Origin of the sequence: Brevibacterium sediminis, from assembly GCF_024895295.1 — a bacterium.
Taxonomy (GTDB): Bacteria; Actinomycetota; Actinomycetes; order Actinomycetales; family Brevibacteriaceae; genus Brevibacterium; species Brevibacterium sediminis.
Genome location: NZ_JAHQRN010000003.1, coordinates 507,858 through 529,861 on the forward strand (window position 1 = coordinate 507,858; position 22,004 = coordinate 529,861).

Below are 22,004 nucleotides of genomic sequence, written 5' to 3' on the forward strand. Positions count from 1 at the left end.
CGAACGACCGATCACCGAAACCTCTGCAAAGGACTGAACGAGTGACCACTGGACGAAACGCCGCCGACCGATACTTCAGCAAGGGACGCGAACTGGTGAAGCCAGTCGTCCACGGAATCGCCCGTCGTGCACTGCCCGTGGTCGAGCGGGCCTCCGGGACGAAGTACGTGCGCGAGCGCGCAACCGGCGGCACCGGCAAGTCGTCCGGCAAACCGAAGAAGATCGCGACCGAGACCGCTCGTGCCTACCGGAAACTGGCAACAGGATTGCGCGGATCGACAGCAGAGGACATCGACGGATGGACCGTTGCGCCGTCGACCCGAGAGGTCGACACCAAGGCACGGCAGCTGGCACGCCTCAAGGCGCACGCGGCACTGTCCGAAGCCCTGACTCAGGGATCATCGTTCGGTCCCGCAGCCGTGCAGGTCGGCCGGTCACTCGTCGCTGCCGGGCACCTGGCTGACACCGTGTCGATCGGGCTCAACCTCCGCAGCAATCCCTCCACCGAGGAAGCCGGAAGGGTTCTCCTCGGTATGGCCTACCAGCGGTCATCGGACTCCGAAGTCGCCTGGGCGCAGTTCGAGAAGCTCGATGACCGGGACATCATCGTCGCCGCCGCCGAGGAGTTTTACCCAACCGCGATCGACACGCTCGGACAGGACGCAATCCCGCTCCTGGAGAGTGCGGACGAAGCGGGCGAGACTAGCCGCTGGAGTGCGAAGGCAGTGCTGCGCACCGCCGAATCGGCCTTCTGCATCGACGCTTTCGACCATGTCCGGACTCTGGTCGAAACGCGTCTCGACCAGATGGATGACGAGGCGGATCCGGCCGTGCGCTACGAACTCAACCGCATGCGCGACTGGCTCCCGGGAGGAAAACACCTCGAACCGCTTCCGACGACTGCCGGCAAGCGCAACTTCGGTGTGCTCAGCTATGACCAGCCGGGGATCCGTTCCCGCAACATCGGCGACTACATCCAAACGATTGCGTCGATCGGCCATCTTCTGCGGTACGAAAATCTAAGTTTCTCAGGTGACCAGGGGCTGACCGAACTCTTCAGTAAGTTCCGCAAGTCAGTCAAAGAGGAACGAAAGTACGCGGGACCTGAAGCTGAACTCAACCTCGTCGAGGTCTACAGGGACGGCAATGTTTATCAGGACATTCCGGAAGACACCTGGTACATCGCGTTCGGCTGGTACATGCACGACATCTTCGGTAAGTCGTTCAACATCCCGTTCCACCCGAATCTGCGCCCGATCCTGCTGTCCGTGTTCGTGCGCTACCCCGAGATGCTCACTCCCGAAGCCATCGCCTACCTCAAGAAGTACGGACCGGTCGGTTGCCGCGACTGGCAGTCCGTCGCTGTGCTGCGCGCAGTCGGCGTGCCCGCATTCTTCTCCGGATGCCTGACGACGACGGTCGACACTCTCTTCCCTGCACCCTCACCCGACCGTCGTTCGGGAACGCTGCGAGTCGACTGGACGAAGGACAACAAGGGGCCGAAGAAGAAGCAGACCGTCACCGCGATCCGCGACAAATCGTTCCCGGAGAACCTGGAACTCGCACGCAACTGGGTTGCTGACTATGCCTACAAATACAAGCACGTCCTCACTTCCCGCCTGCACGCGAATCTGCCGGCACGATCGGTCGGCGCCGACGTCGACTTCGAACCTAAGAACAAGTCCGATTCGCGGTTCGGCGGACTCATCGGCATCGACGCTGCCGAGTTCGATGCCATTCGCAATGGAATCCTCGATAAGCTCTCAGTGCTGCTGCCCCTCATCGCAACGGGCACATCCGAAGACGAGATCTACGCGAAGTGGGTCGAGATCACGGCAGACGCGATGGCATTGGCTGACGAGTACCTGGCCACTGCCCGACTACCCGTCGCGGAAAGCAGGTCCGTTGTCTCGGCGCTGAACGGGATCGAACGGCCCGTACCCGAAGCGCAGGTCACCGACATTTTCATGACCGTTGAGAAGGGCGAGGCGCCTTTGGTCGGGCAGGCTCTCCGCAGTATCGAGACCCACGCGGGAGCCGCATACCGAGTGTGGCTGCCGAACGGTGTGTTGACGTCAACCGAGGTCGACGAGATCCGAGGCGAGCTCACCCAGGGGAGTATCGACATCCTTCCGGCGGTGGAATTGGGCGACGAGAAGAACAGGTCCGAAGTTCTGTCGGTCGTTCTGCCTGCGCTGTTTGCGGACCATGAGCGTGTCGTCGTTGTGCCTGCAGCCGCCGAGGTATCCGCAGACATCACCGAGCTCTCGACCGTCGACTTCAAGGACACGCTGCTGGCTGCGAAACATGACGTCAGGAAGAATCGCTCCAGCGGTCTCACACTGATGCGGCGGATCGCGAGCTCGTTCGGTGACGATCACACGGGCGCCCTCGACTTCGTTTTCGCCAGCCACGCAGGGATGAGCGAAGACTTCGTGCCGTTCGATCCGCAGATTGCCGTGCTCAATCTGGCTCGACTGCGCAGCGAAGATGTCGTAGAACGAGTCCTCGGTCTCGTGCAGCAGAATGGCCTCAGCTATATCGATGCGATGCAGATGATCGTGAGAGACCGGTATGCCGACCTCGGCGATGACTGGAACATCCAAGCCCAGTGGGAGGCATCGGATGTTCCCAAGATCGTCAATTGGCGCCGTCAGGCTCGCCACTTCGGCCGTATGGCGCTGACGCGCTGATTGCCAGTTTGTCGTCGATGAGCGTTGAGGAAAGGTACCACTTGTGAGATTGCGAGCCCGAACGAACCCAAACGGCAACGGCCGGGACGTTGAACCAGACGGTCCCGCATTTGGGACCGACGCAGTCCACGTATACAACGTGCTGTGGGGCATTCCGGAGTCCATGGGCGGCATGACGACGGCTGCGCTGCGTCGGATTCGGAGCTTCCAGAACTTTGGCAGCCCGCTGTCGCAGACCATTCTCACGTTCAGTCCGCGCATGGAGACAGATGAGATCAGGGATCGTCTGATCGCACAGGGGAAGATGCGAGAGGACGTTGAACTGGTCAATATCTGGCAGGATCTTCGAGGACGAAGCGAAGCCGAACTGACCCGCCTTGAGGGTGAGCCCCCGAGGATGCCGATCCCCGACGAAGACGGCGAACTCGAGAACATCAACGCTTTCTACGACGTGTTCCGAAACTCGCGGACCGGTCGTGTCATCCGGCGCAACTACCTGCGGGGCGACGGAAGTCTGCTGCTAGCTGACATCGAGGATCCGAAACTGGGCAGACGGTTCATCCTGCACTCCCCGGCGGGGGAGCCGATGGTCGAATGGCGTCGTCCGCGCGACTTCTACAATGCGTGGATCACAGCGACCGTGACGAAGTCGCCGGCAGCTGTCATCGTCGATGACAAGAAGGTCAGTGAATTCATCCATGAGATCTCTGACCGTGACTTCGCGCTCATCCTTTTCCTCCACGGAAGTCATCTCCGTCGACCGTGGAACGGCGATCACGGGCAGCCACTGAGGGCTCGTACGGATACGATGCGCAACTTCGACCGATTCGACATCGTCGGAGTACAGACACAGCAACAGGCCGAAGCAATTCGAGCGATGGGCTTCTCCGGCGACAACATCGGGCTGCTGACTGGGGAGCTGCCGCAAGGATCAGTCGTCTCTGATCCGCCGATGCGGCGAGACATTGGGAATGCCGTAATGGTCGCGAACCTCATTGACCTCAAACGCATCGAGCACCCGATTCGCGCGGTCGCGAAGCTGCGCGACCGCGGTATAGCAGTCTCCCTGACCGTGCTCGGAGAGGGACCCGCGAGGCCGAAGCTTGAAACCCTCATCGATGAACTCGACCTCGGCGATCGCGTCGCACTGCCTGGGTACGTCAATGATGTGCATGAACGATTGACGTCGGCGTCGTTCTCCACGCTCACCAGCACAAGCGAGGGTCTGCCGCTGTCCCTGCTGGAGGCGATGGGCGCCGGCTGTGTTCCCATCGTCTATGACATCACCTACGGGCCGCAAGATCTCATCGATCAGGGCGACAACGGCTTCATCACGCCGTGGAGCGACATCGACGCACTGGCCGACCAGATAGAGGAATTTCTCTCCCTGGAGCCCAGCGAAGTCGAGTCCATGCGTCGGGCAGCGGTGAGCTCCGTCGAACGCTACCTCCCGGAAGCCGGATACCTTCGTTGGCGGAAAGCGTTAGCCGAAATGAGGCTAGCTGATCTCCCAGCGGTCGGCAGCGAATATGAGGTTCCGTCGGTCAGGGCCAGGAAGCTGACCTGCACACCGACAACGGGAGGATGCAGAGTCGAGGTCGAGATCGGCGGGATCCACAAGTCGGTTGCAGAGACACTTCAGTTGGTCGTCGCAGGCAGAGAGCTCAGTACGTTCTTCCTCTGCGACCAGTCCGAGATCTCATTCCGCCGGTTCGGGCACCGAACGGTGCTTACGTTCGACGTGGACGATGAGAGCTTTTCCGAGTCCGCTGGTGAGACATTCGACGTCTATCTTCGCCGACCCCATGATCTGTGGTCATCGAAACGGAGAATCAGCACTCCGAAGCGATTCCGCGTCACGACTGCGACAGCCAGCGAATGGTATGCGACGAAGCACGGGAACCTCTCGGTGAGAGCTCGGAAGTAATTCGAGCTTCTGGCGTCCGCACGTTCCGATGACGCGCTGACTGCGGCGATGACCCGCTGGCCGAGTCCGGTCGCGACTATTCGTCGTCGGACTCGGCGTTGACGCTCTCGGTGTGGAAGCTCTCCAATTCAACCGCACGGTCGGCGATTAGAGTGGACACCGCATCGGTGAATAGGACGGTCGATGATCCGGGTTCGCCGTCGCCGAAATAGTGGCGGCGGAGTTCATGCCTGATTTCTGCAGAAGAATCGCGCTCAAGCATCTCTTTGAGTAGAGATTCGACACTTCCGATCGATTCATCGTTGATGAGGGGCGCGGCGCGGCTGATCGGCGCCTCGGCATTGAGTGATTCGGCGTCATTGCGACGGTCGGTGAGCACGAGCGGCTTATTCGGGTGGAGATAGAGGAAGTCGAGGCCGACGCTGGAGATATCGGTGATGAGCAGGTCGACCGTGTCGAACATGCCGAGGATGTCTCCCTGCATGAGCACCTGGTGCTGCTGAGTCTCGTCGGTGATCGACACATTTGCCGCCTCGATGAGGTCGAGGATCCGAGCATTCGCTTCTACCATGTCCGGGTCTTTGGACGTTTCGACCCGCGGATGGGGTTTGTAGATCAGACGCGCACCGGGAATCCGGAGGACTGCTTCGACGATCTCCGGACCGAAGCGATCGACCGAGGTGTAGTTGTTCGCATCATTCTCGCCCTCCCACGTGGGCGCATACATGATCGTCCTAGCCGACGAAGGTTCGAGCTCGAGCGGCCTTTTGATGTCCAACTGGGGCCGGCCGACTCGCACAAGCTGGGATTCGTCGAAGTCGATGAGTGCCCTGCGGTGTCGTTCCACAGCGGCCTCGCCGGCAACGAAGACTTTGTCATAGGCCTTAGCCTGATTGGACACCATGCTCAGCTTGTCGGACTCGCCATGATTGACATGGACATGGACCATCGGAGCGAAGCTGAGCGACTGAAAATTCGTCATTCCGTTGTTGACGTACAGAGCGAGCTTGAAGTCATTGGCGTGGTAGAAGGTCTGTAAGGGATCGAACTTTCGTTTGAACACCACGGGGAGGTGAGTGGTTTCCAGCACGCTGGTCAAGGCTGAACCTTTTCGTACGACGATGACGACCCTGTGCTCCTTATGGAGCTGCTCGAGGACCGGGATCCACTGTTCGAGTTGGTAGAACTTCGAGCTGCGGTCGCCGAAGTAGACGACGACTTCGGCTTTGACATAGCTGCCGTCATATTCGTCTTCGAGGCGGTTCCACTTCTCAGCGCCCCTGATCCATTTGCTGGTGCGTTTCCACGCGCTAGAACGCACCGCGGTGCGTGCGACCCATCGGACCGGGTTAGCCACTGTTCGAACTCCTTGCAGTTGTGAATTCGGATTCGCAACGGCTCAATGCCTTAGATGCAACCGACGACTCGGCCAGAATATCGTTTCATGACTGCCCATGAGAACACGAAGCCATCGGCTCGGATGCGGTCCGCGGGCGTGTCGTTAAGTTACCGACTGCCACAGGCAAACTGCTAGGCTATCAACGTTAATTGAGAGTGAACGAGTTGCGTCAGCATTTCAAAATCATGCTGGTGAGGGGAACCTGTGGTAGATGAGCTGACAATTGAAAGAATCTCGTGGGAACGTGTGATTCTGACATTTGTCGTCAGGGTTTCCGGCGATGCCCCTGACTCGTTTTTCCTGACCCCGAACTCGCGACCTTATGAGGTCGAACTCCCGGTTCGTGCGGAACCTCTGGGGGAGGGGCGTTTCGAGCTTACGATCAACGTGACCCAGTTCAATCGTCGTGCTCAGGTTCCCAATGGGACGTACTACCTCGTGGCTCGACGCGGGGAAGAGAACCTTCCTGCCGCCTACCCCTTGGCGAGAGCTGAAGAGCTCGGGGATGCTTCACGAGCATTCGTCTACAACAAGAACTTCTCCGCATACACCGTGACGTTCGGCATCTCCGACGACGAGGCGGCTCCATATTTCCTCATGCGCGCGTATTCCTTCGGACGTTCCGGAGGCAAGCCCTCGTCCACCGTGGCACGCCTGAAGTCGAAGGCTCGCAAGAAGTGGACGAAGACCAAGCGGAAGGCTCTGCGCACCGTATTCGCCATCTCTGCTTACAAACGGCCGTCTGACGGAAGCAACATCTTGTTCGCCTCCGAGGCCCGTCCGAACATGCAGGGCAACCTCAAGGCCGTACATGACCGCATGCTCGAACGCGGTCTCGATTCGCAGTTCAACTTCGGTTATTCGTTCCGTACCGGCCGCACCAGCAGCCGTCAGAGTGCGTTCGCTCTGGCCTGGGAGATGGGCAAAGCGAACACCATCCTCATCGATGACTACTTCGCCATCCTCAAGGACCTGGGCAACCGAGACGAACAGAAGATCATCCAGCTGTGGCATGCCGGCAGCGGATTCAAGTCAGTGGGTTACAGCCGGTTCGGGCAGTACGGTTCACCGAATCTGCGAAACGCCCATCGCCTCTATTCGTATGCCATCTCCGGTTCCCAGCACCTGCGGGATGTCTACAGCGAAGCTTTCGGCATCGAGAGAGAAGCAGTCCTCGCGACCGGTCTGCCCCGTATCGACGGTTTCCTTAGAGAAGGACGTGCAGAAGAGGTCCTTGTCGACTTCGAAAAGCAGTTCCCGACGGCGAAAGGCAAGAGGAAGATTCTCTTTGCGCCTACTTTCCGCGGTCGCGGCTCCGGAGACGCCCACTACGACTACGACCAGATCGATTTCCGGGAGCTGTACGAGTCGTGCGGCGACGATTCCGTCGTGCTGTTCCGACAGCATCATTTCGTGCCTGATCCGGCTCCGATTCCACAGGAATTCAGCGACCGACTCATCGACGTCGCGTCTTGCCCGGACACCAACGATCTGATGCTCATCTCGGACGTGCTCATCACTGACTACTCCTCGGTCATCTACGAGTATTCGCTGCTCGAGCGCCCGATGATCTTCTTCGCCTACGATCTCGATACCTATTCTGCGACGCGAGGAATGCACAAAGACTACCGGGAAGCCGCCCCGGGAAACATCGCTAAGACCTTCGACGAGCTCGTCGAACTGCTCCGCCGTCCCCAGTTGAGCAACGAAGCGACGAAGGAGTTCGTCAAAGAGAACTTCGATTACGTGGACACGAACAACTCCGACCGAGTGATCGACACGCTCATCCTCAGCGAGCCTGCCACGGAACCACAGGTGCCTTCCGAAGACGAAGATCACCGTATGTCCGAACGTGTCGGTGAGGAAGATCCCGGCGCACCCGGGCAAGAAGACCAGCTCAACGACCCGACGGACAACGATTCCGACGGCAGCTATAAGACCGAAGAAGAGGACGAGGAGAACCAATGGCAAACATCGCAGTAGTCTTCGCAGGAGGCGTCGGCGCTCGTATGGCGCACAGCTCACGTCCGAAGCAGTTCTTGGAGATCCACGGCCGACCGGTGATCGTGCACACGCTCGACATCTTCCAGCAGCATCCGGAGATCGACTCGATCGCAGTCGCCATCCTTCCGCAATATCGCGAGCACCTGGAACGCCTGGTCAAACGTTACGAGCTGGACAAGGTGCAATGGATCGTCGACGGCGGGTCGACCGGCCAGGAATCGCGACACAATGCGCTCAAGGTCGTCTCTGAACACAACGACCCGGACAGCATCGTGCTCATCCACGACGGTGTCCGTCCCCTAATCGATGCCGACCTCGTCTCGCGGAACATCGAGAGTGCTCGTGAATTCGGTTCGGCAGTCACCTGTACGAAGATGACAGAGACAGTCGTCGTCGAAGAAGGCGCCGGCATCAAAGAGGTCATTCCTCGGGACCCGTTGTGGACAGCCCAGGCCCCGCAGACATTCCCTCTCAAGGACGTCCTTGCCGGATACGACCGTGCTGTCGCTGAAGGCGAGAACGATTCCATCGACACATGCACGCTCATGAACGGCTTCGGATATAACGTGCACCGAGTCGAAGGTCCGCGGACGAACATCAAAATCACCACTGCCTCGGACTACTATGTTTGCCGGACATTCCTCACTCTCATCGAAGACAGGGAGGCCTTCGGTGGCGAATGAGGACGGAGCGGTCGCATCTGTTTCGGAAGCAACGGACGTCGTTCTCTTCGACACGCCGGTATTCTCCGAGGACGTCGCACGCATCGCCTCGGCTCGGCTGCCATGGGAACAGTATCGGAATGCGAAGATTCTCGTTACCGGTGCCTCCGGCATGATCCCGATGTATATTGTCGGTTCACTGCTGGCCGCGAACGATGCTTACGACCTCGGACTCCATGTCACGGGAATGGTGCGCAACCAGGACAAGGCAGTAAAGCGATTCGGCTCCGCGCTCGAGCGCTCAGATTTCACCTTGCTGGCTGGCGACGTCATCGACACGAAGACTTTCGAACGCAAATTCTCGACGATCTTCCACGGTGCCTCGCCGGCTCGACCGAGCTTGCATAAGTCGTCCCCCGTCACGACTCTTAAGGCGAATACTCTCGGGACGATCAACCTTCTTGACGCGCTTGTCGACGCGGGCGGGAAGTCCTTTGTCCTCCTGTCCTCGTCAGAGGTTTACGGTGCGGTGAAAGGCAGTGGCCTTATCAGCGAAGACGACGAGGGGACGTTGCAGCATTTTGCGCCACGCGCCAGTTATTCAGAAGGCAAACGCATCGCCGAGACCGCCCTGGCTGCCTATGCAGATGAGTTCGGTATCAGGGGACTCAGCCTGCGTTTCGGGCATATCTATGGCCCGGGAATGGCTCTCGACGACGGTCGAGTACAGGCGGATTTCCTCGCCGACGTAGTTCGAGGTCGCAATGTGCGGATGATGAGTGCCGGTGCCGCGACCCGGACGTACACGTACGTTGCGGACGCCGTGGAGGGACTGTTCTTCGCCCATCTGCGGAGTGACGAACAGGTCTACAACGTCGCCGATCCCGCTGGGAACATCAGCATCCGTGAACTGGCCGAGACCTTTGCCGGGGCCCGACCTGAAATGAAACTCGAACTGGACTTTGCCAATCCAGAGGACGGCCGTGCCTTCTCTCCAGTGGCTTCTCTTGGTTTGGACTCGCGTCGGCTCAAGAAGCTCGGATGGGACGCAAAGACGTCATTATCCGAAGGTGTCTCCCGGACAATCAGATCGTTCGAGGATGGTCCCCTCGTCCGCAGATGAGTATGCGGACGCACGGTCCGAACTTTGGATGGCATTTCATGCCACAATCTCGATTATGGCGAAGTTCGCCGCGGTGATGAGGAGACCTGAACCACAATGAGCCCAACTCGAATCCTGTTGTTGACGAATCGTGATTCCGACAATGTCGGAGATCAGATCATCGAAGCCACGGTGATTTCGATTGTCAAAGGGGTGATGAAGAATCTTGGATTCACCGCTGACGATTTTGTGATCTCCAGTCGCGCTGCCGGCATCATCTCGAAGAGATATATGAAGACCAGAGATGAGGAACTGCTCAAACCGGCGCGAGATGCCATCTCTGCTGCCGATCTGATCATCTTCGGCGGCGCTCCGCTGTTCAACTACAAGTATCAGAATTTCTATCTGCGCACTATCAGGACTCTTGAGCTAGCGCAGGAGTACGGTGTGCCCGTCATCTTCTCGAGTATTGGCGTCGAGGCGTTCGATCCGACGAACAAGAAGTGCATCGCACTCAAAGAAGCTTTGGCGCTCCCTGTCGTTCGGCAGATCACCACTCGAGACGACGTCGAGTCATTGCGAAAGTACGTGGAAGGCACTGATATCCCGGTCGCACATGTGGCCGACCCGGCAGTCTTGGCCGATATCGTGTATCGGAAGAAGCAGGAGCCAGTTCCTGCGCCGAAACCGGTGCCGTCGATACCAGTGCGAGCAAAACGCAAACTCAAGAGGATCCTCCGTCGTGTGGCCGCATCTGCAAAGCCGTCGGCAGCCGAATCTGCCCCAGTCCTGAGCAGCTCGAAACCGACGGAGTCCACGGTCGCGGAGACGAAACCGAAGCGGATCGGGCTCGTGGTCACTCGCGCCGGTATCTTTGCCGACAACGGGATCGAGTTCTCGGAATCGGATCAACGCCGGTTCTGGTTGGACACCATGGCGATGCTCGAGGAGCGCGGTTACGACTATAAGCTCTTCACCACCGGACACTTCTCTGACGAGGTCTTCCTCGACTCGCTCGTCAAAGACAAAGGCATTCCGGCCGCACACGCTGCGGTAACCGTGAACTCCCCCGACGAGTTGCTGCGGGAACTGAGAGCTTGTGATGGAGTCATCGCGTATAGGCTGCACGCCAGCATTACTTCCTTCGCGTTGGGCATTCCATCGGTCGGTCTGTCGTGGAACTTCAAGGTTCCGTACTTCTACGAGTCCGTCGACTATCCCGAGAGAGCGATGGAACCAGAACGCTGGACCGCCGATGAGGTTGTACCTGTGCTCGAAACCGCAATGGCCGAGGGGGTTCACAAGGACTACGAGTTCCTCAAATCGGTCTATGACACACTCTTCAACGGAATAGGCAGTGTCGTTGCTCCGGAATCTGCTATCGAGCCATTCGCGTTCGACGCCCTCTGGGAAGGTCTTCCTCGGCAGGTCGCAATCGGTCCGAAGGGCTACCGGGAGCGCGTCAATCGCAAGTTCCGTCGCACCTACGAGAATTATCAGAAACTCGCGCTCAAAGCCCAGAACTCCTGAGCCCTGTCGCTCCAAGAGAAAAGGTCCGTTCCAATGCCCAACACTGAAGTGCTGCTGCTGACCAATCGCGATTCAGACAATATCGGTGATCAGATCATCGAAGCATCCGTGATCAGCTTGCTGAAAACGGTCGGGAGCAACCTGGGTATCGACCCGAAGTCGCTGACGATTCGGAGCCGAGCCGCGAGCATCATCAGCCGCAAGTACATGAGCACTCGAGATGAGTCGCTCCTGGAACCCGCGAGACGAGCCATTTCTCGCGCAGACGTGATCGTGTTCGGCGGTGCTCCTCTATTCAACTATCGCTATCAGAGCTTCTATCTACGGACGATTCGAACCCTGGAGCTTGCGGCAGAATATGATGTTCCGGTGCTCTTCTCAAGCATCGGTGTGGAGCCGTATTCGGAGACCAACGAACGATCACAGCAGCTGAAGCAGGCTCTCCGTCTGCCCGTAGTACGGCAGCTGACGACCCGGGATGACCTGGAGTCAGCGAAGAAATATGTGGAGGGGACCCAGACTCCCACTGCGCTCGTTTCCGACCCTGCGGTTCTGGCGGACTCGGTTTTCGGCGTCGATTCTCGGCCCGTTGAAGATTCTCAGACTGACTCTGGCAGGTGCATAGGCCTGGTGGTGACCCGCGCTGGAATCTTCAAAGACAACGGCATCGATTTCAGTGAAGCCGATCAGCGTCGATTCTGGCTCGACATCATCAGTCAGCTGGAGTCTCGCGGAGATGACTACAGGATCTTCACCACGGGCCACTTCTCCGACGAGATGTTTCTCGACTCACTCGTTCGTTATCACGGTGTACCGAACAAGAAGGCAGCTGTCACGCTCAACGCTCCTGAGGAGCTGATCGCGGAACTGCAGAAGTGCGACGGTGTTATCGCTTACCGTCTGCATGCCAGTATCACATCATTTGCACTTGGAATTCCTTCGGTAGGTCTGAACTGGAATTTCAAAGTGCCAGACTTCTATCGGTCTATGGGCTACCCCGAACGGGCGCTCGAGAATTCAGATTGGAATTCCGCAAAGGTACTGCGAACTCTGGACGTTGCTATGAGTGAAGGTGTTGCGAAAGAGCCGGATACACTGATGTCCGTCTACAGGACACTGTTCACTGGCATGAAAGGAATCATTGCCCCGGATTCCGAGGCTGATGCCTATTCACTTTCTGAATTGAGAGAGAAAATGCCGACCTACGACGGAACGTCTCGGAAGCAGTACCAAGAGAAGATGCGACGAAAGCTGCGACGCTCCTACGAGTATTACCAACAGCGGATCAGCATGGATGTTGCGAAGACAGAGAAAATTGGGGCTGCGAGTGACAACAGTCGTTCCGGGCTCCGGCGCCTGAAGTCTGGCCTCAAACGTGCACTGAATCGATAAGGTCACCTGCGGGTCCGTTCTGATTGAGCGGTGTCAATAGTGTCCAAGAGCATCCGCTGCACAACCGACCGATGTTCTGATTAACGGCTGACGCCAATCGAAGGTAGGGTGACGACGTTTCCCTCCTTGTCAGTCAGTCGTAACGCCCAACCCTGTCGTTTCGTCAGTGACCGAGAAGCCACAATTGACGCGTGAGTTGTCGAATGAATGAAAAGTTTGGCAGGCTTCTCTTTTGCTGTGCTATTCGCGCGTATGGAAGCGGAGTCCAAGTGCTGGCAAGGTCCATTGAGAACTAGGACTGCGGACCGTCCGACTTGGAAATTGTCGATGATCTGAATTTCGCTGCTCGTGACAGGATCGAGGTGTTTTTCCGTCGGTCCGATGTCAACGGCGAGTGTCTCGTTTCGTGTGAAGAAGGCAATCGCTTCCGTAGGATCACCTACGAGCATTGGGGAGGTCTCTAATGCGTTCGACCGCAATTCACCGAAAGGTTGACGGAGCACGACTGAAGACCAGCTGGCCTTGATGATTGCTTCCCAAACACCGGAGTCGTTGAACTTCGACAAGTCGACTATTGAGGTAAACCGTGCACGAACGCCAAAGCTGCGGCTGTAGGTTCGGGAGACGTCGAGCTTGAAGACGACCTTGGTCCCGAGCTTCCGATGGCGAAAAATCAGTTGAGCGCTGTCCGACGCAACCTCTACACCGGGTATGCCAATCTCTCCTCTGATTTTGAGCGAGCGACCTACTGAGGAGATTGTTTCAAGAGTCGCCTCAGGTTTGATCCTCAGGTCGCCGATTGAATCACCATTATCCGGGACGTAGACAAATTGATTGCGATCGCTGTCGAAAGTCAGCGGCAATGGCTTCTTTTCAAGCAGAAGCTGACTGACGGCTTCGATTTCGTCGAGATCGTTGCGAATCGCCAGGTCTACAAGTATTTGAGACACGGGTAAGCCATGGTCGCGGATAGGTGGATTCCACAGTGGTGTGACGAGATCGCGAAACTCTTTGAGCATCGCTTCACGTTCGAGGCGGTCGTGGGCGGGCAGCATCTTCTTTCCGAACACCGAGGTAACTCCCGATGATCCGATGATCGGTCGTCGCAGCAACCTGTCGCGCAGTTCGCCGGGTTCAGTGTTGTCGACGATCGTCCTGATGAGCGTCAGTATTCGTTTCAAGTGTTTGCGGGGTGGCTGACCAGTGCTGGTGACATTGGTTCCGTCACCTCGGCCGCGAGCCCAGTAGTAGACCTTGTCGGCGAGAATTGACACGTGAGGGCTGTGGAGGTATGCCTGCATCGTGAAGGCCTGGTCCTCCCCAACGACAAACCCCAGAGGAAAACGCACGTTGTGCTCTTTGATGATTGAAGACCGAAAGAGCTTCAATGCGCCCAGCGTGGACGAAGCTCGTGACTCGACGAAATCGACCGCGAACTTGGTCGCGCCGAACGCAGCCGAGGGGACATTGCCCGCTCGTTTCCCGGCACCGAACTCTCCCATCTTGCACAGGACTACCCCAGAGCCGGTTTCGTCTGCCGTAGTAACGGTTTTGCGCAAAGTATCGGGAGCCAATTTGTCGTCGGCGTCCAGGAAGAATATGTACCGCCCATGTGCTTTGTCCACACCTTGATTTCGGGGCGCTGCCGCGGATCCGCTGTTCGGGATCGAAAACACTCGCAAATCCGATTCGCCGTTTGCAAGGCGATGAAGAGTCTCGAGCGAGCCATCGGTTGAGCCGTCATCAACGGCGATGATCTCGTAGCGTCCTTCGCCGATATCCTGTGCGCGCACTGAGCCGACAGTTTCCTCGAGGTATCGCTCGCAATTGAAAACAGGTATCACCACGCTGACGTCGACTTGGGGCTCGTCGTCTGTGGACGTTGTTGAGGACGTATCGGGAATCAAGTGCGGCTCCGGCCGGATCTCAGAAGTTCTCTTGCTAACTAAACAGGCTACATCTGAAGTTGCTTCAGCCATAGGAGGCGCGGCGTATGGTCGGCAAGTGGCAGAAGATCTCGGTGTTTGGAAGAGTGATCTGACGGCAGCGGGCTACCCCGAATCCCAGTAAGTATTGCCAAAATCGCAACTTGTGTGCAGACTGTAGTGGTGGTCACGACAGGCAATGGTGCTGAAAGCACAGAGACGTCTCTGGTCAGTCGTGTCCGCATCGCCATCAGAGACGCGGGAATCAACCACAGCGAAGTCGCCCGACAGATCGGACTCGACGCGAGCAAACTGTCGAAATCCCTCGCCGGAACACGAAGATTCCGAGTCGAGGAGATCTCTCACATCGCCGAACTCACCGGGGTCACCACGGATTGGCTGACGACCGGGCGAACGGCACGGCCGCCTCGGCGAACAATGGTCGCCGACGTTCTTCCTGCTCTCAGTGAATCACCTGCCGACGATTTCGCAGATGATCTCGCGGATGATGCGCGCATGCAGCTGGTCGGTGGGGGACCGGCCCTCGGGCCGACCTCCGAGCAGGACTGGATGTCGAGGGGCACCCGCAATCGGCTGAAGATCATCGCGGCCGCCTGGCGACTCTATGCCGATCTCGGCATCGACAAGGTCCGAACCGAAGACGTCGCGGACGCCGCCGGGGTGAGCGCCTCGGCGGTGAATTACCACTTCCGGACGAAAGACCAGCTGCTGCAGGCGGCCCTGCGCCACTCCCTCGATGTCATCGCCGAGACCCGCCACCTCAACGATTCCGCCGACCCCATCGGCGTGCTCCGCCACTTCGCACGCATCCATGCCGGAGTCGACCCTAAGATCCGGAGAGTGTGGTCGATCTGGCTCCAATGCTGGGCCCGTGCAGCCACTGACGAAAGCGCCCGTGCGAACCTCACCGCCGTCTACGGCGAGTGGATGGACATGATCACCACTGTCATCGACGGCGGCCAGCGCACGGGAACGATTCGGAAAGGCAACACCGCACTGATGGTGAAATCCCTCTCGATCTTCATCGACGGCCTTGGCGTTGCCCGCACCACCGAGCACATGCCCATCACCGATGACGAAGCACTGACCATGCTCGAGAACTACCTCGCTGCTCACATCCTCAACAACGACGCGTCCACCGACGATTCCCGACACCCGAAGTCAGACCGGGTCGCCACTGCCGGCCGACTCGACCCGACGTCCTAGGAAGAAGGCACATGAACACACCGAACCGAAGACAAGCGCTGGGCGCAGGCCTAGCCGTGGCCGGAGTCGCCGGGCTGAGCGCCTGCGGCGGCAGGGAAGTCGGTGCCGCCGACGCAGGCAAGCCCGTCAAAGGCGGAACCCTGCGCGTCGGAGTCACCGGCGGCAACTCCGCGGACACCGTCGACGCCCACATCCCCGTCAACAACGGCGACGTCTGCCGAGCCGTCAACCTCTACAACGCCCTCTACGGCTGGGACGACGACTCCCAGGTCGTGCCGCTGCTGGCCGAATCGATCAAAGCCAACTCCGACTCCACCGTGTGGACGTGCACGCTGAAGGAGGGCATCAAGTTCTCCGACGGCAAGCCGATCACCTCCGAAGACGTCGTGTTCACCTTCGAGCGGATCAACGACCCCGACGATCCGAAGACTGCGGCCGCGAACTTCTCCATGCTGGAGAAAGTCGTCGCCAAAGATGAGCGCACCGTCGAATTCCGACTCAGCGAACCCAACGGCCTGTTCAAGGACGCCGTCGCCGAATACACCGCCGCCATCGTCCCCGTCGGCTACGACCCGGAGAACCCGGTGTGCTCGGGACCGTTCAAACTCAAATCCTTCACGGCTGCTCAGTCGACGGTGCTCGTGCCCAATGAGCACTATTTCGATTTCGACAAGATGTACCTCGACGAGGTGGAGGTGCTCAACTTCAACGACGACGATGCCCTCATCAACGCCCTCCTGTCGACCCAGGTGGACGCGATCGCCGGCATCCCACTCGCCCTCGTGGAAGTCATCGCCGCCGATGAGCGCATGTCCATCCTCAACTCGAAGACCGGCATGTGGCTGCCCTTCACCATGCGCGTGGACAAGAAGCCCTTCGACGACGTCAAGGTCCGGCAGGCCTTCCGGCTCGTCGTCGACCGGGAGCAGATGATCGAACAGGTGCTCTCCGGCTACGGCACCCTGGGCAACGACATGTTCGGTCCGCTGAGCGAAAACTACCCGAAATTCCCGCAGCGCAAACAGGACCTGGACAAAGCGAAGAAGCTCCTCGCCGAGGCGGGCTACCCTGACGGACTCGACGTCGAACTCGTCACCGCCCCCATCCAATCCGGAGCAGTCGAGGCCGCCCAGGTCTTCGCCCAGCAGGCCGCCGACGCCGGAATCCGGGTCAAGATCCGCAAGGTCGACGCCACCACGTTCTTCGGCGACGGATACCTCCAATGGGACTTCGCACAGGACTTCTGGTACACACGTGACTTCATGCCGCAGGTTATCTCCTGCGCACTGTCCGAATCACCCTTCAACGAAACCCACTGGGACGAACCGCAGTTCAACAAGGTCTTCGACAAAGCTCGAGCCATTCCCGACGCCGGGGAGCGGCGAGACCTTGAGCACGAGCTGCAGAAGATGCTCTACGACGAAGGCGGCTACATCGTGTGGGGCTTCGCCAACCAGGTCGACGCCTTCCAGAAGTACGTCGGCGGGCTCGTCCCCAACTCAACAGGACGACCCCTGAGCGGTTGGAGATTCGACCGCGTATGGATCGGAGAGGTCTGACATGTTCGGAAAAGTCATCGGTAAGCGGCTGCTCTTCTCCGCGTTCATCCTCATCGCAGTCTCCCTGCTCGTCTTCGGCGCCACCCTGCTGCTGCCCGGCGACGCCGCTAGGGCGATCCTCGGCCAACAGGCCACACCGGAGCGCATCGCAGCCCTGAACGAACAGCTGGGACTCGACCAACCCGCCTGGCAGCGGTACTTCACCTGGCTGGGAGGACTGTTCGTCGGCGACTTCGGAACCTCCTCGGCGACGGGAGGATCCGTCGGGGCACTCCTCGGCGATCGGATCGGGGCCTCCTTCATCCTCATGGGACTGGCCGCGATCATCTCCGTGCCCTTGGGCATCGGCCTCGGCGCCTATCAGGCTCTGCACCGCGGGAAGCGCCGCGACCAGGCGATGACCGGAGTCAGCCTCGTGCTGGCGGCCATGCCCGAGTTCGTCATCGGCATCGGCCTCATTGCCATCTTCGCCACCTCGGTATTCCAGATCCTGCCGGCCGTCACCCTGGCCCCGCCGGGAGAACCCGTGTGGAACCGGCCGGAGCAGCTCATCCTGCCGACCCTGACACTCATCCTCGTCGTCACCCCCTATATCGTGCGAATGATGCGAGCGACGATGATCGAAGTCCTCGACTCCGGTTTCGTCGAGATGGCCAGGCTCAAAGGTGTCCCGGAGAAGCGCGTGATCATGCGCCATGCCGTGCCCCACGCACTCGGACCGGTCGCTCAGGTCGTCGCGATCCAGCTGGCGTGGCTGGCCGGCGGTGTGGTCGTCGTCGAGTTCCTGTTCCGCTACCCGGGACTCGGCCAAGCACTCATCGATGCGGTCACCTACCGTGACGTGCAGGTCGTCCAAGCGATCTCCATGCTCGTCGCCGCCGTCTACGTCGTGGTGAACCTGGCGGCCGATGTCGTCGGCATCCTCACCAACCCGAAACTCAGGAGCGCAGCATGAGCACCGACGCCAACAGTCTTGATGACCTCAAGTCCGCGGCCACCGATGCCGCAGAGGTGCCCAAGGAATCCGCCACCACCTACGTTCCCTTCTACAAGCGGGTGCTCGCTCAGAAACAGGGCAAGATCGGTCTGATCATCACCGTGGTCGTCGTCGCGCTCGCCCTGTGCGGTCCGCTGCTGCTGCCCTGGGCGACCGGCAACACCGCCACCGAGTTCGTCACGAAGCCGTTCAGTCCCTACGGTCTGTTCGGTTCGGACAACCTCGGCCGCGATGTGTTCTCCCGGTTCCTCGCCGGCGGTGTGACACTCATCGTCTACGGTGTGCTCGCAACCGCGCTCGGCATGGTCGTCGGTGCGATCATCGGCATGCTCGCCGCCTATGTCGGAGGAACCTTCGACGCCGTGATCATGCGGCTCAACGACGTCATCCTCGCTATCCCGCAGCTCGTGTTCGCCCTCCTGGCGATCACCGTGCTCGGGCCGCAAGGATGGGTGCTCGTGACGGTCATCGGCCTCACCCACGCACCACGCATCGCCCGTGTCGCGAGGTCCGCGACCCTGGGCGTCATCACCGAGGACTACATCAAGGCCGCTGAAATGTACGCGATGCCCCGGTGGAAGGTGCTCATCCGTGAGCTGCTGCCCAATATCACCGGTCCGTTGAGCGTAGAGGCGGGCCTGCGTCTGACCTACTCGATCGGCTACATCGCGTCGCTGTCGTTCCTCGGACTCGGTCTGCAGCCGCCCGCGGCCGACTGGGGTCTGATGATCAACGAGAACCGCATCGCCCTGTCCATCCAACCCTGGGGTGTCCTGCTGCCGGTCATCGCGATCGCACTGCTGACGATCGGCACCAACCTGCTCGCGGACTCCTTCGCCCGAGCCACCGCATCGACATCCGTGGAGGCATGATGAGCCCGAAGACAGAGACCGTTCGCCACGATGATGCGAACGAACCGAACGAGAAGATCGTGCTGCGCGTCAGCGACCTGCGCGTGCTCACGAACGCCGGGGACGAGATCCTCCACGGCGTCGACTTCGCCCTGTCCCGAGGCGAGATCCTCGGGCTTGTCGGCGAGTCCGGTTCCGGTAAGACCACGGCCGGTCTGGCCTGTATGGGGCACTTCCGGGAGGGCCTGAAGTTCGGGTCCGGGTCCGTGAGCATCTGGCCGCGCGGTGACGCCACCCACCTTGAGGTCGGCGACCTCGACGAGGTGGCCCTGCGAGATCTGCGCGGATCCCGCATTGCGTACATCCCTCAGGATCCGGCACTCTCGCTCAACCCGGCCATGCGTGTGGGCGAGCAGATCCGCGAAGTCCTCGACATCCACGACTTCGGAGCCTCGGATCGTGAGCGAGCTGATCGCGTCGCCGAGGTGCTCGTCGACGTCGGACTCCCCGGGGATCGTGCCTATCAGAAGAGGTGGCCGCATCAGCTGTCCGGCGGTCAGCAGCAGCGCATCGGCATCGCCATGGCCTTCGCGATGTATCCCGACGTGCTCATTCTCGACGAACCGACGACCGGGCTGGACGTGTCCACGCAGTCGGTCGTGCTCGACACGATCCGGCAGATGACGGTGGCGAACAATGTCGCCGGTCTCTACATCACTCACGATCTGGCGGTGATCAAGGACATCTCCGACCGGGTGGCAGTGATGCTGCGCGGCGACCTCGTCGAAGAGGGGCCCGTGTCGGCAGTGCTCGAACGTCCGCAACACGAGTACACGAAGATGCTTATGGCAGCTGTGCCCGATCTTGCCGGACGCAAGACCATCGGCGATGGCGCTGCGGAAGCGAAAGCTGTCGCCGAGGCTGATGAGAAGACACATATTCTCGTGTCGACGGGGGAGAAGCCCGGCGACTCGGGATCGGATCGGTCCGATGCTGACGGGGCGTCCGCCTCGGCGGTTGAACCTGATGTCTCCGATGTGGAGGGGAAAGGCAAGTCTGCCTCGGCGACCGCGCCTCTGCTCGAGGTCAAGGATGTGGCGCTCGCCTACGGGAAGGCGCAGATCCTCGACGGGATCAATATGATCCTGGAACCGGGGGAGTGCACGATGCTGCTCGGCGAATCGGGATCAGGAAAGACGACACTGTCACAGTGCGTGGCAGGGCTCAACGACGACTACGAGGGATCTGTTCGACTGCGCGGCACAGAGCTGGCACGGTCGACGCGCAAACGCACGAACGAACAGCGCGTGGGCATCCAATACGTGTTCCAGTCGCCGTTCTCCTCGCTCAACCCGCGCCGGTCGATCGGGCAGTCGTTGACGGTGCCGTTGGAGATGAGCGGTAACGGTACGGCCGCGAGCAGGAAGGCCGCCGTCGAGGAAGCACTCGATTCCGTGCGGCTGGGACGGTCGTTCTATCACCGACGCCCCGGTGACCTCTCCGGCGGTGAGCGGCAGAGGGCAGCGATCGCGCGTGCGCTGGTCAACGCGCCGTCGGTGATGGTCTGTGACGAAATCACCTCGGCACTCGACGTCAGCGTGCAGGCATCGATCGTGGCGCTGCTGCGCACCCTGCGGGAGGAACGTCAGCTGGCGATGCTCTTCGTCACGCACAATATTGCGCTGTCGCGGCACATCGCTGACAATCTTGCGGTGCTCAACAAGGGCAAGATCGTCGACTACGGACCGACCGCGCAGGTGCTCGAGGATCCGTCGCACGAGTACACGCGGGCGCTGATCGCCGACGTGCCGAAATTCTGAGGAGGCTGTCCGGTAGATCGGCGGTCACCACGAGCGGCGATAGCCGGAGTATCGGTCACCTTGTGCGGGAGTCCGCGACCGCACCCGCCAGGTCGCTGGAGAGCTCTTCGCGGGTGAGGTGGGTGAGGCGACTGATCGCCCTGATGAGCCCATCGGATCCGCGGTAGCCGACGGATCGGGCAGCGGAGGCAACTGTCGATCCCGCGCGGATTCTTCGCAGGGCCAGGTTGAGTCGTCTCCGCGTCCTCCACTGCACGAAAGACATGCCGAGATCGTTTTTGATGATCCGTTCGACGTGTCGTTTGCTCATCGAATGTCGCTCGGCGACGGCGGTCAACGGCACTATCAGGCTCATGGGGTCTTCCATGATCGCTCTCGCCGAACGGTGCTGCGGAACCGGTAAGGGGAAGTCGTCGACGGTGTAGGTGCTCAACTCTGCGTCGAGGGCTGCCCTGAGTGGCCGGCGATCGGTCTCGCAGTTCGGAGAAGAGGCAAGGATGAGCAGGGCGGTTTCGCGGATGGCGGTTGATCGGCGGATATGGAGGAACCCTTCGGGCGGTTCCGTCTGCGGTGACAGTCGCGGGCCGAGCATGATGGAGTCCGATTTCGTCGTGACCGAGTGGTCGATGCCTGACCCCAGCCACAGGCTGGACTCGGAGGCGAGGCTGAGATGCGTCAATTCGAACCCGCGCCCGCGCAGGTGGACGTCCACGGAGCCGCAGATGACATGAACGAGCAGTGGGTATGAATGGCTGTGCCAATCATGCCCGGTGAGGAGCACTGGTCGTTCCGTCTCGCTGTCCTCTCGTCGCAGGCGAGCGTGTCGTGTTGGTCGGGTGATGATGTCGCCTTTGTCGTAAGTGGGCCGAGAAGTTTGGTTAGGCTGAGCTATGTTCTTCGAGTCTAGTCCGTGCCC

Annotated in this window: 15 protein-coding genes; 12 read left to right on the forward strand and 3 right to left on the reverse strand. The window is 59.9% G+C overall.

Going from position 1 to position 22,004, the window contains the following annotated elements:
* Positions 1–41: 41 nt before the first annotated feature.
* Positions 42–2,693, forward strand: a complete 2,652-nt coding sequence (locus KTJ89_RS09690) for a glycosyltransferase family protein (RefSeq protein ID WP_259357549.1) — start codon at positions 42–44, stop codon at positions 2,691–2,693.
* A 259-nt stretch (positions 2,694–2,952) separates the two neighbouring features.
* Positions 2,953–4,620, forward strand: coding sequence for a glycosyltransferase (locus tag KTJ89_RS09695; RefSeq protein ID WP_259357550.1), 1,668 nt, complete (start codon positions 2,953–2,955; stop codon positions 4,618–4,620).
* Positions 4,621–4,696: 76 nt separating this feature from the next.
* Here the strand turns inward: KTJ89_RS09695 and KTJ89_RS09700 are convergent, their stop codons facing one another.
* Positions 4,697–5,977 (reverse strand): CDP-glycerol glycerophosphotransferase family protein, encoded by a 1,281-nt coding sequence (locus tag KTJ89_RS09700; RefSeq protein WP_259357551.1) that lies wholly within the window; start codon positions 5,975–5,977, stop codon positions 4,697–4,699.
* A 429-nt stretch (positions 5,978–6,406) separates the two neighbouring features.
* Here KTJ89_RS09700 and KTJ89_RS09705 point away from each other — a divergent pair, with 429 nt between their 5' ends.
* The 5 genes from KTJ89_RS09705 to KTJ89_RS09725 all read left to right on the forward strand — a co-directional run bounded on the left by KTJ89_RS09705 (position 6,407) and on the right by KTJ89_RS09725 (position 12,709).
* A complete protein-coding gene (locus tag KTJ89_RS09705) occupies positions 6,407–8,002 on the forward strand; it encodes a CDP-glycerol glycerophosphotransferase family protein (RefSeq protein WP_259357552.1) in 1,596 nt (531 codons plus the stop codon).
* On the forward strand, positions 7,984–8,706 hold the full coding sequence (locus tag KTJ89_RS09710; protein ID WP_259357553.1) for an IspD/TarI family cytidylyltransferase: 723 nt from the start codon (positions 7,984–7,986) through the stop codon (positions 8,704–8,706). Before KTJ89_RS09705 ends, KTJ89_RS09710 begins: the two co-directional genes overlap by 19 nt.
* Positions 8,696–9,808: an NAD-dependent epimerase/dehydratase family protein gene (locus KTJ89_RS09715; RefSeq protein WP_259357554.1), complete on the forward strand. Its 1,113-nt coding sequence runs from the start codon at positions 8,696–8,698 to the stop codon at positions 9,806–9,808. The genes KTJ89_RS09710 and KTJ89_RS09715 overlap by 11 nt, the downstream gene beginning before the upstream one ends.
* Before the next feature lie 195 nt (positions 9,809–10,003).
* Positions 10,004–11,317, forward strand: a complete 1,314-nt coding sequence (locus tag KTJ89_RS09720; protein WP_259357555.1) for a polysaccharide pyruvyl transferase family protein — start codon at positions 10,004–10,006, stop codon at positions 11,315–11,317.
* Between the two features lie 33 nt (positions 11,318–11,350).
* The gene (locus KTJ89_RS09725) at positions 11,351–12,709 is read left to right on the forward strand and encodes a polysaccharide pyruvyl transferase family protein (RefSeq protein ID WP_259357556.1); all 1,359 of its coding nucleotides are present in this window, start codon (positions 11,351–11,353) and stop codon (positions 12,707–12,709) included.
* Positions 12,710–12,789: 80 nt separating this feature from the next.
* Here the strand turns inward: KTJ89_RS09725 and KTJ89_RS09730 are convergent, their stop codons facing one another.
* On the reverse strand, positions 12,790–14,688 hold the full coding sequence (locus KTJ89_RS09730) for a glycosyltransferase family 2 protein (protein ID WP_259357557.1): 1,899 nt from the start codon (positions 14,686–14,688) through the stop codon (positions 12,790–12,792).
* A gap of 129 nt (positions 14,689–14,817) precedes the next feature.
* Here KTJ89_RS09730 and KTJ89_RS09735 point away from each other — a divergent pair, with 129 nt between their 5' ends.
* From KTJ89_RS09735 to KTJ89_RS09755, 5 genes are read left to right on the forward strand one after another with little or no spacing between them, the layout of a single operon-like run.
* Positions 14,818–15,861, forward strand: a complete 1,044-nt coding sequence (locus KTJ89_RS09735; RefSeq protein ID WP_259357558.1) for a TetR/AcrR family transcriptional regulator — start codon at positions 14,818–14,820, stop codon at positions 15,859–15,861.
* A gap of 11 nt (positions 15,862–15,872) precedes the next feature.
* Positions 15,873–17,420, forward strand: coding sequence for an ABC transporter substrate-binding protein (locus tag KTJ89_RS09740; protein WP_259357559.1), 1,548 nt, complete (start codon positions 15,873–15,875; stop codon positions 17,418–17,420).
* 1 nt (position 17,421) lies between these two features.
* Positions 17,422–18,375: an ABC transporter permease gene (locus KTJ89_RS09745; RefSeq protein WP_259357560.1), complete on the forward strand. Its 954-nt coding sequence runs from the start codon at positions 17,422–17,424 to the stop codon at positions 18,373–18,375.
* A complete protein-coding gene (locus KTJ89_RS09750; protein WP_219922484.1) occupies positions 18,372–19,289 on the forward strand; it encodes an ABC transporter permease in 918 nt (305 codons plus the stop codon). The genes KTJ89_RS09745 and KTJ89_RS09750 overlap by 4 nt, the downstream gene beginning before the upstream one ends.
* Positions 19,289–21,088: an ABC transporter ATP-binding protein gene (locus tag KTJ89_RS09755; protein ID WP_259357561.1), complete on the forward strand. Its 1,800-nt coding sequence runs from the start codon at positions 19,289–19,291 to the stop codon at positions 21,086–21,088. Before KTJ89_RS09750 ends, KTJ89_RS09755 begins: the two co-directional genes overlap by 1 nt.
* A gap of 55 nt (positions 21,089–21,143) precedes the next feature.
* On the opposite strand, the gene KTJ89_RS09760 is transcribed toward KTJ89_RS09755, so the two are convergent.
* A complete protein-coding gene (locus KTJ89_RS09760; RefSeq protein ID WP_259357562.1) occupies positions 21,144–21,800 on the reverse strand; it encodes a helix-turn-helix domain-containing protein in 657 nt (218 codons plus the stop codon).
* Positions 21,801–22,004 lie beyond the last annotated feature (204 nt).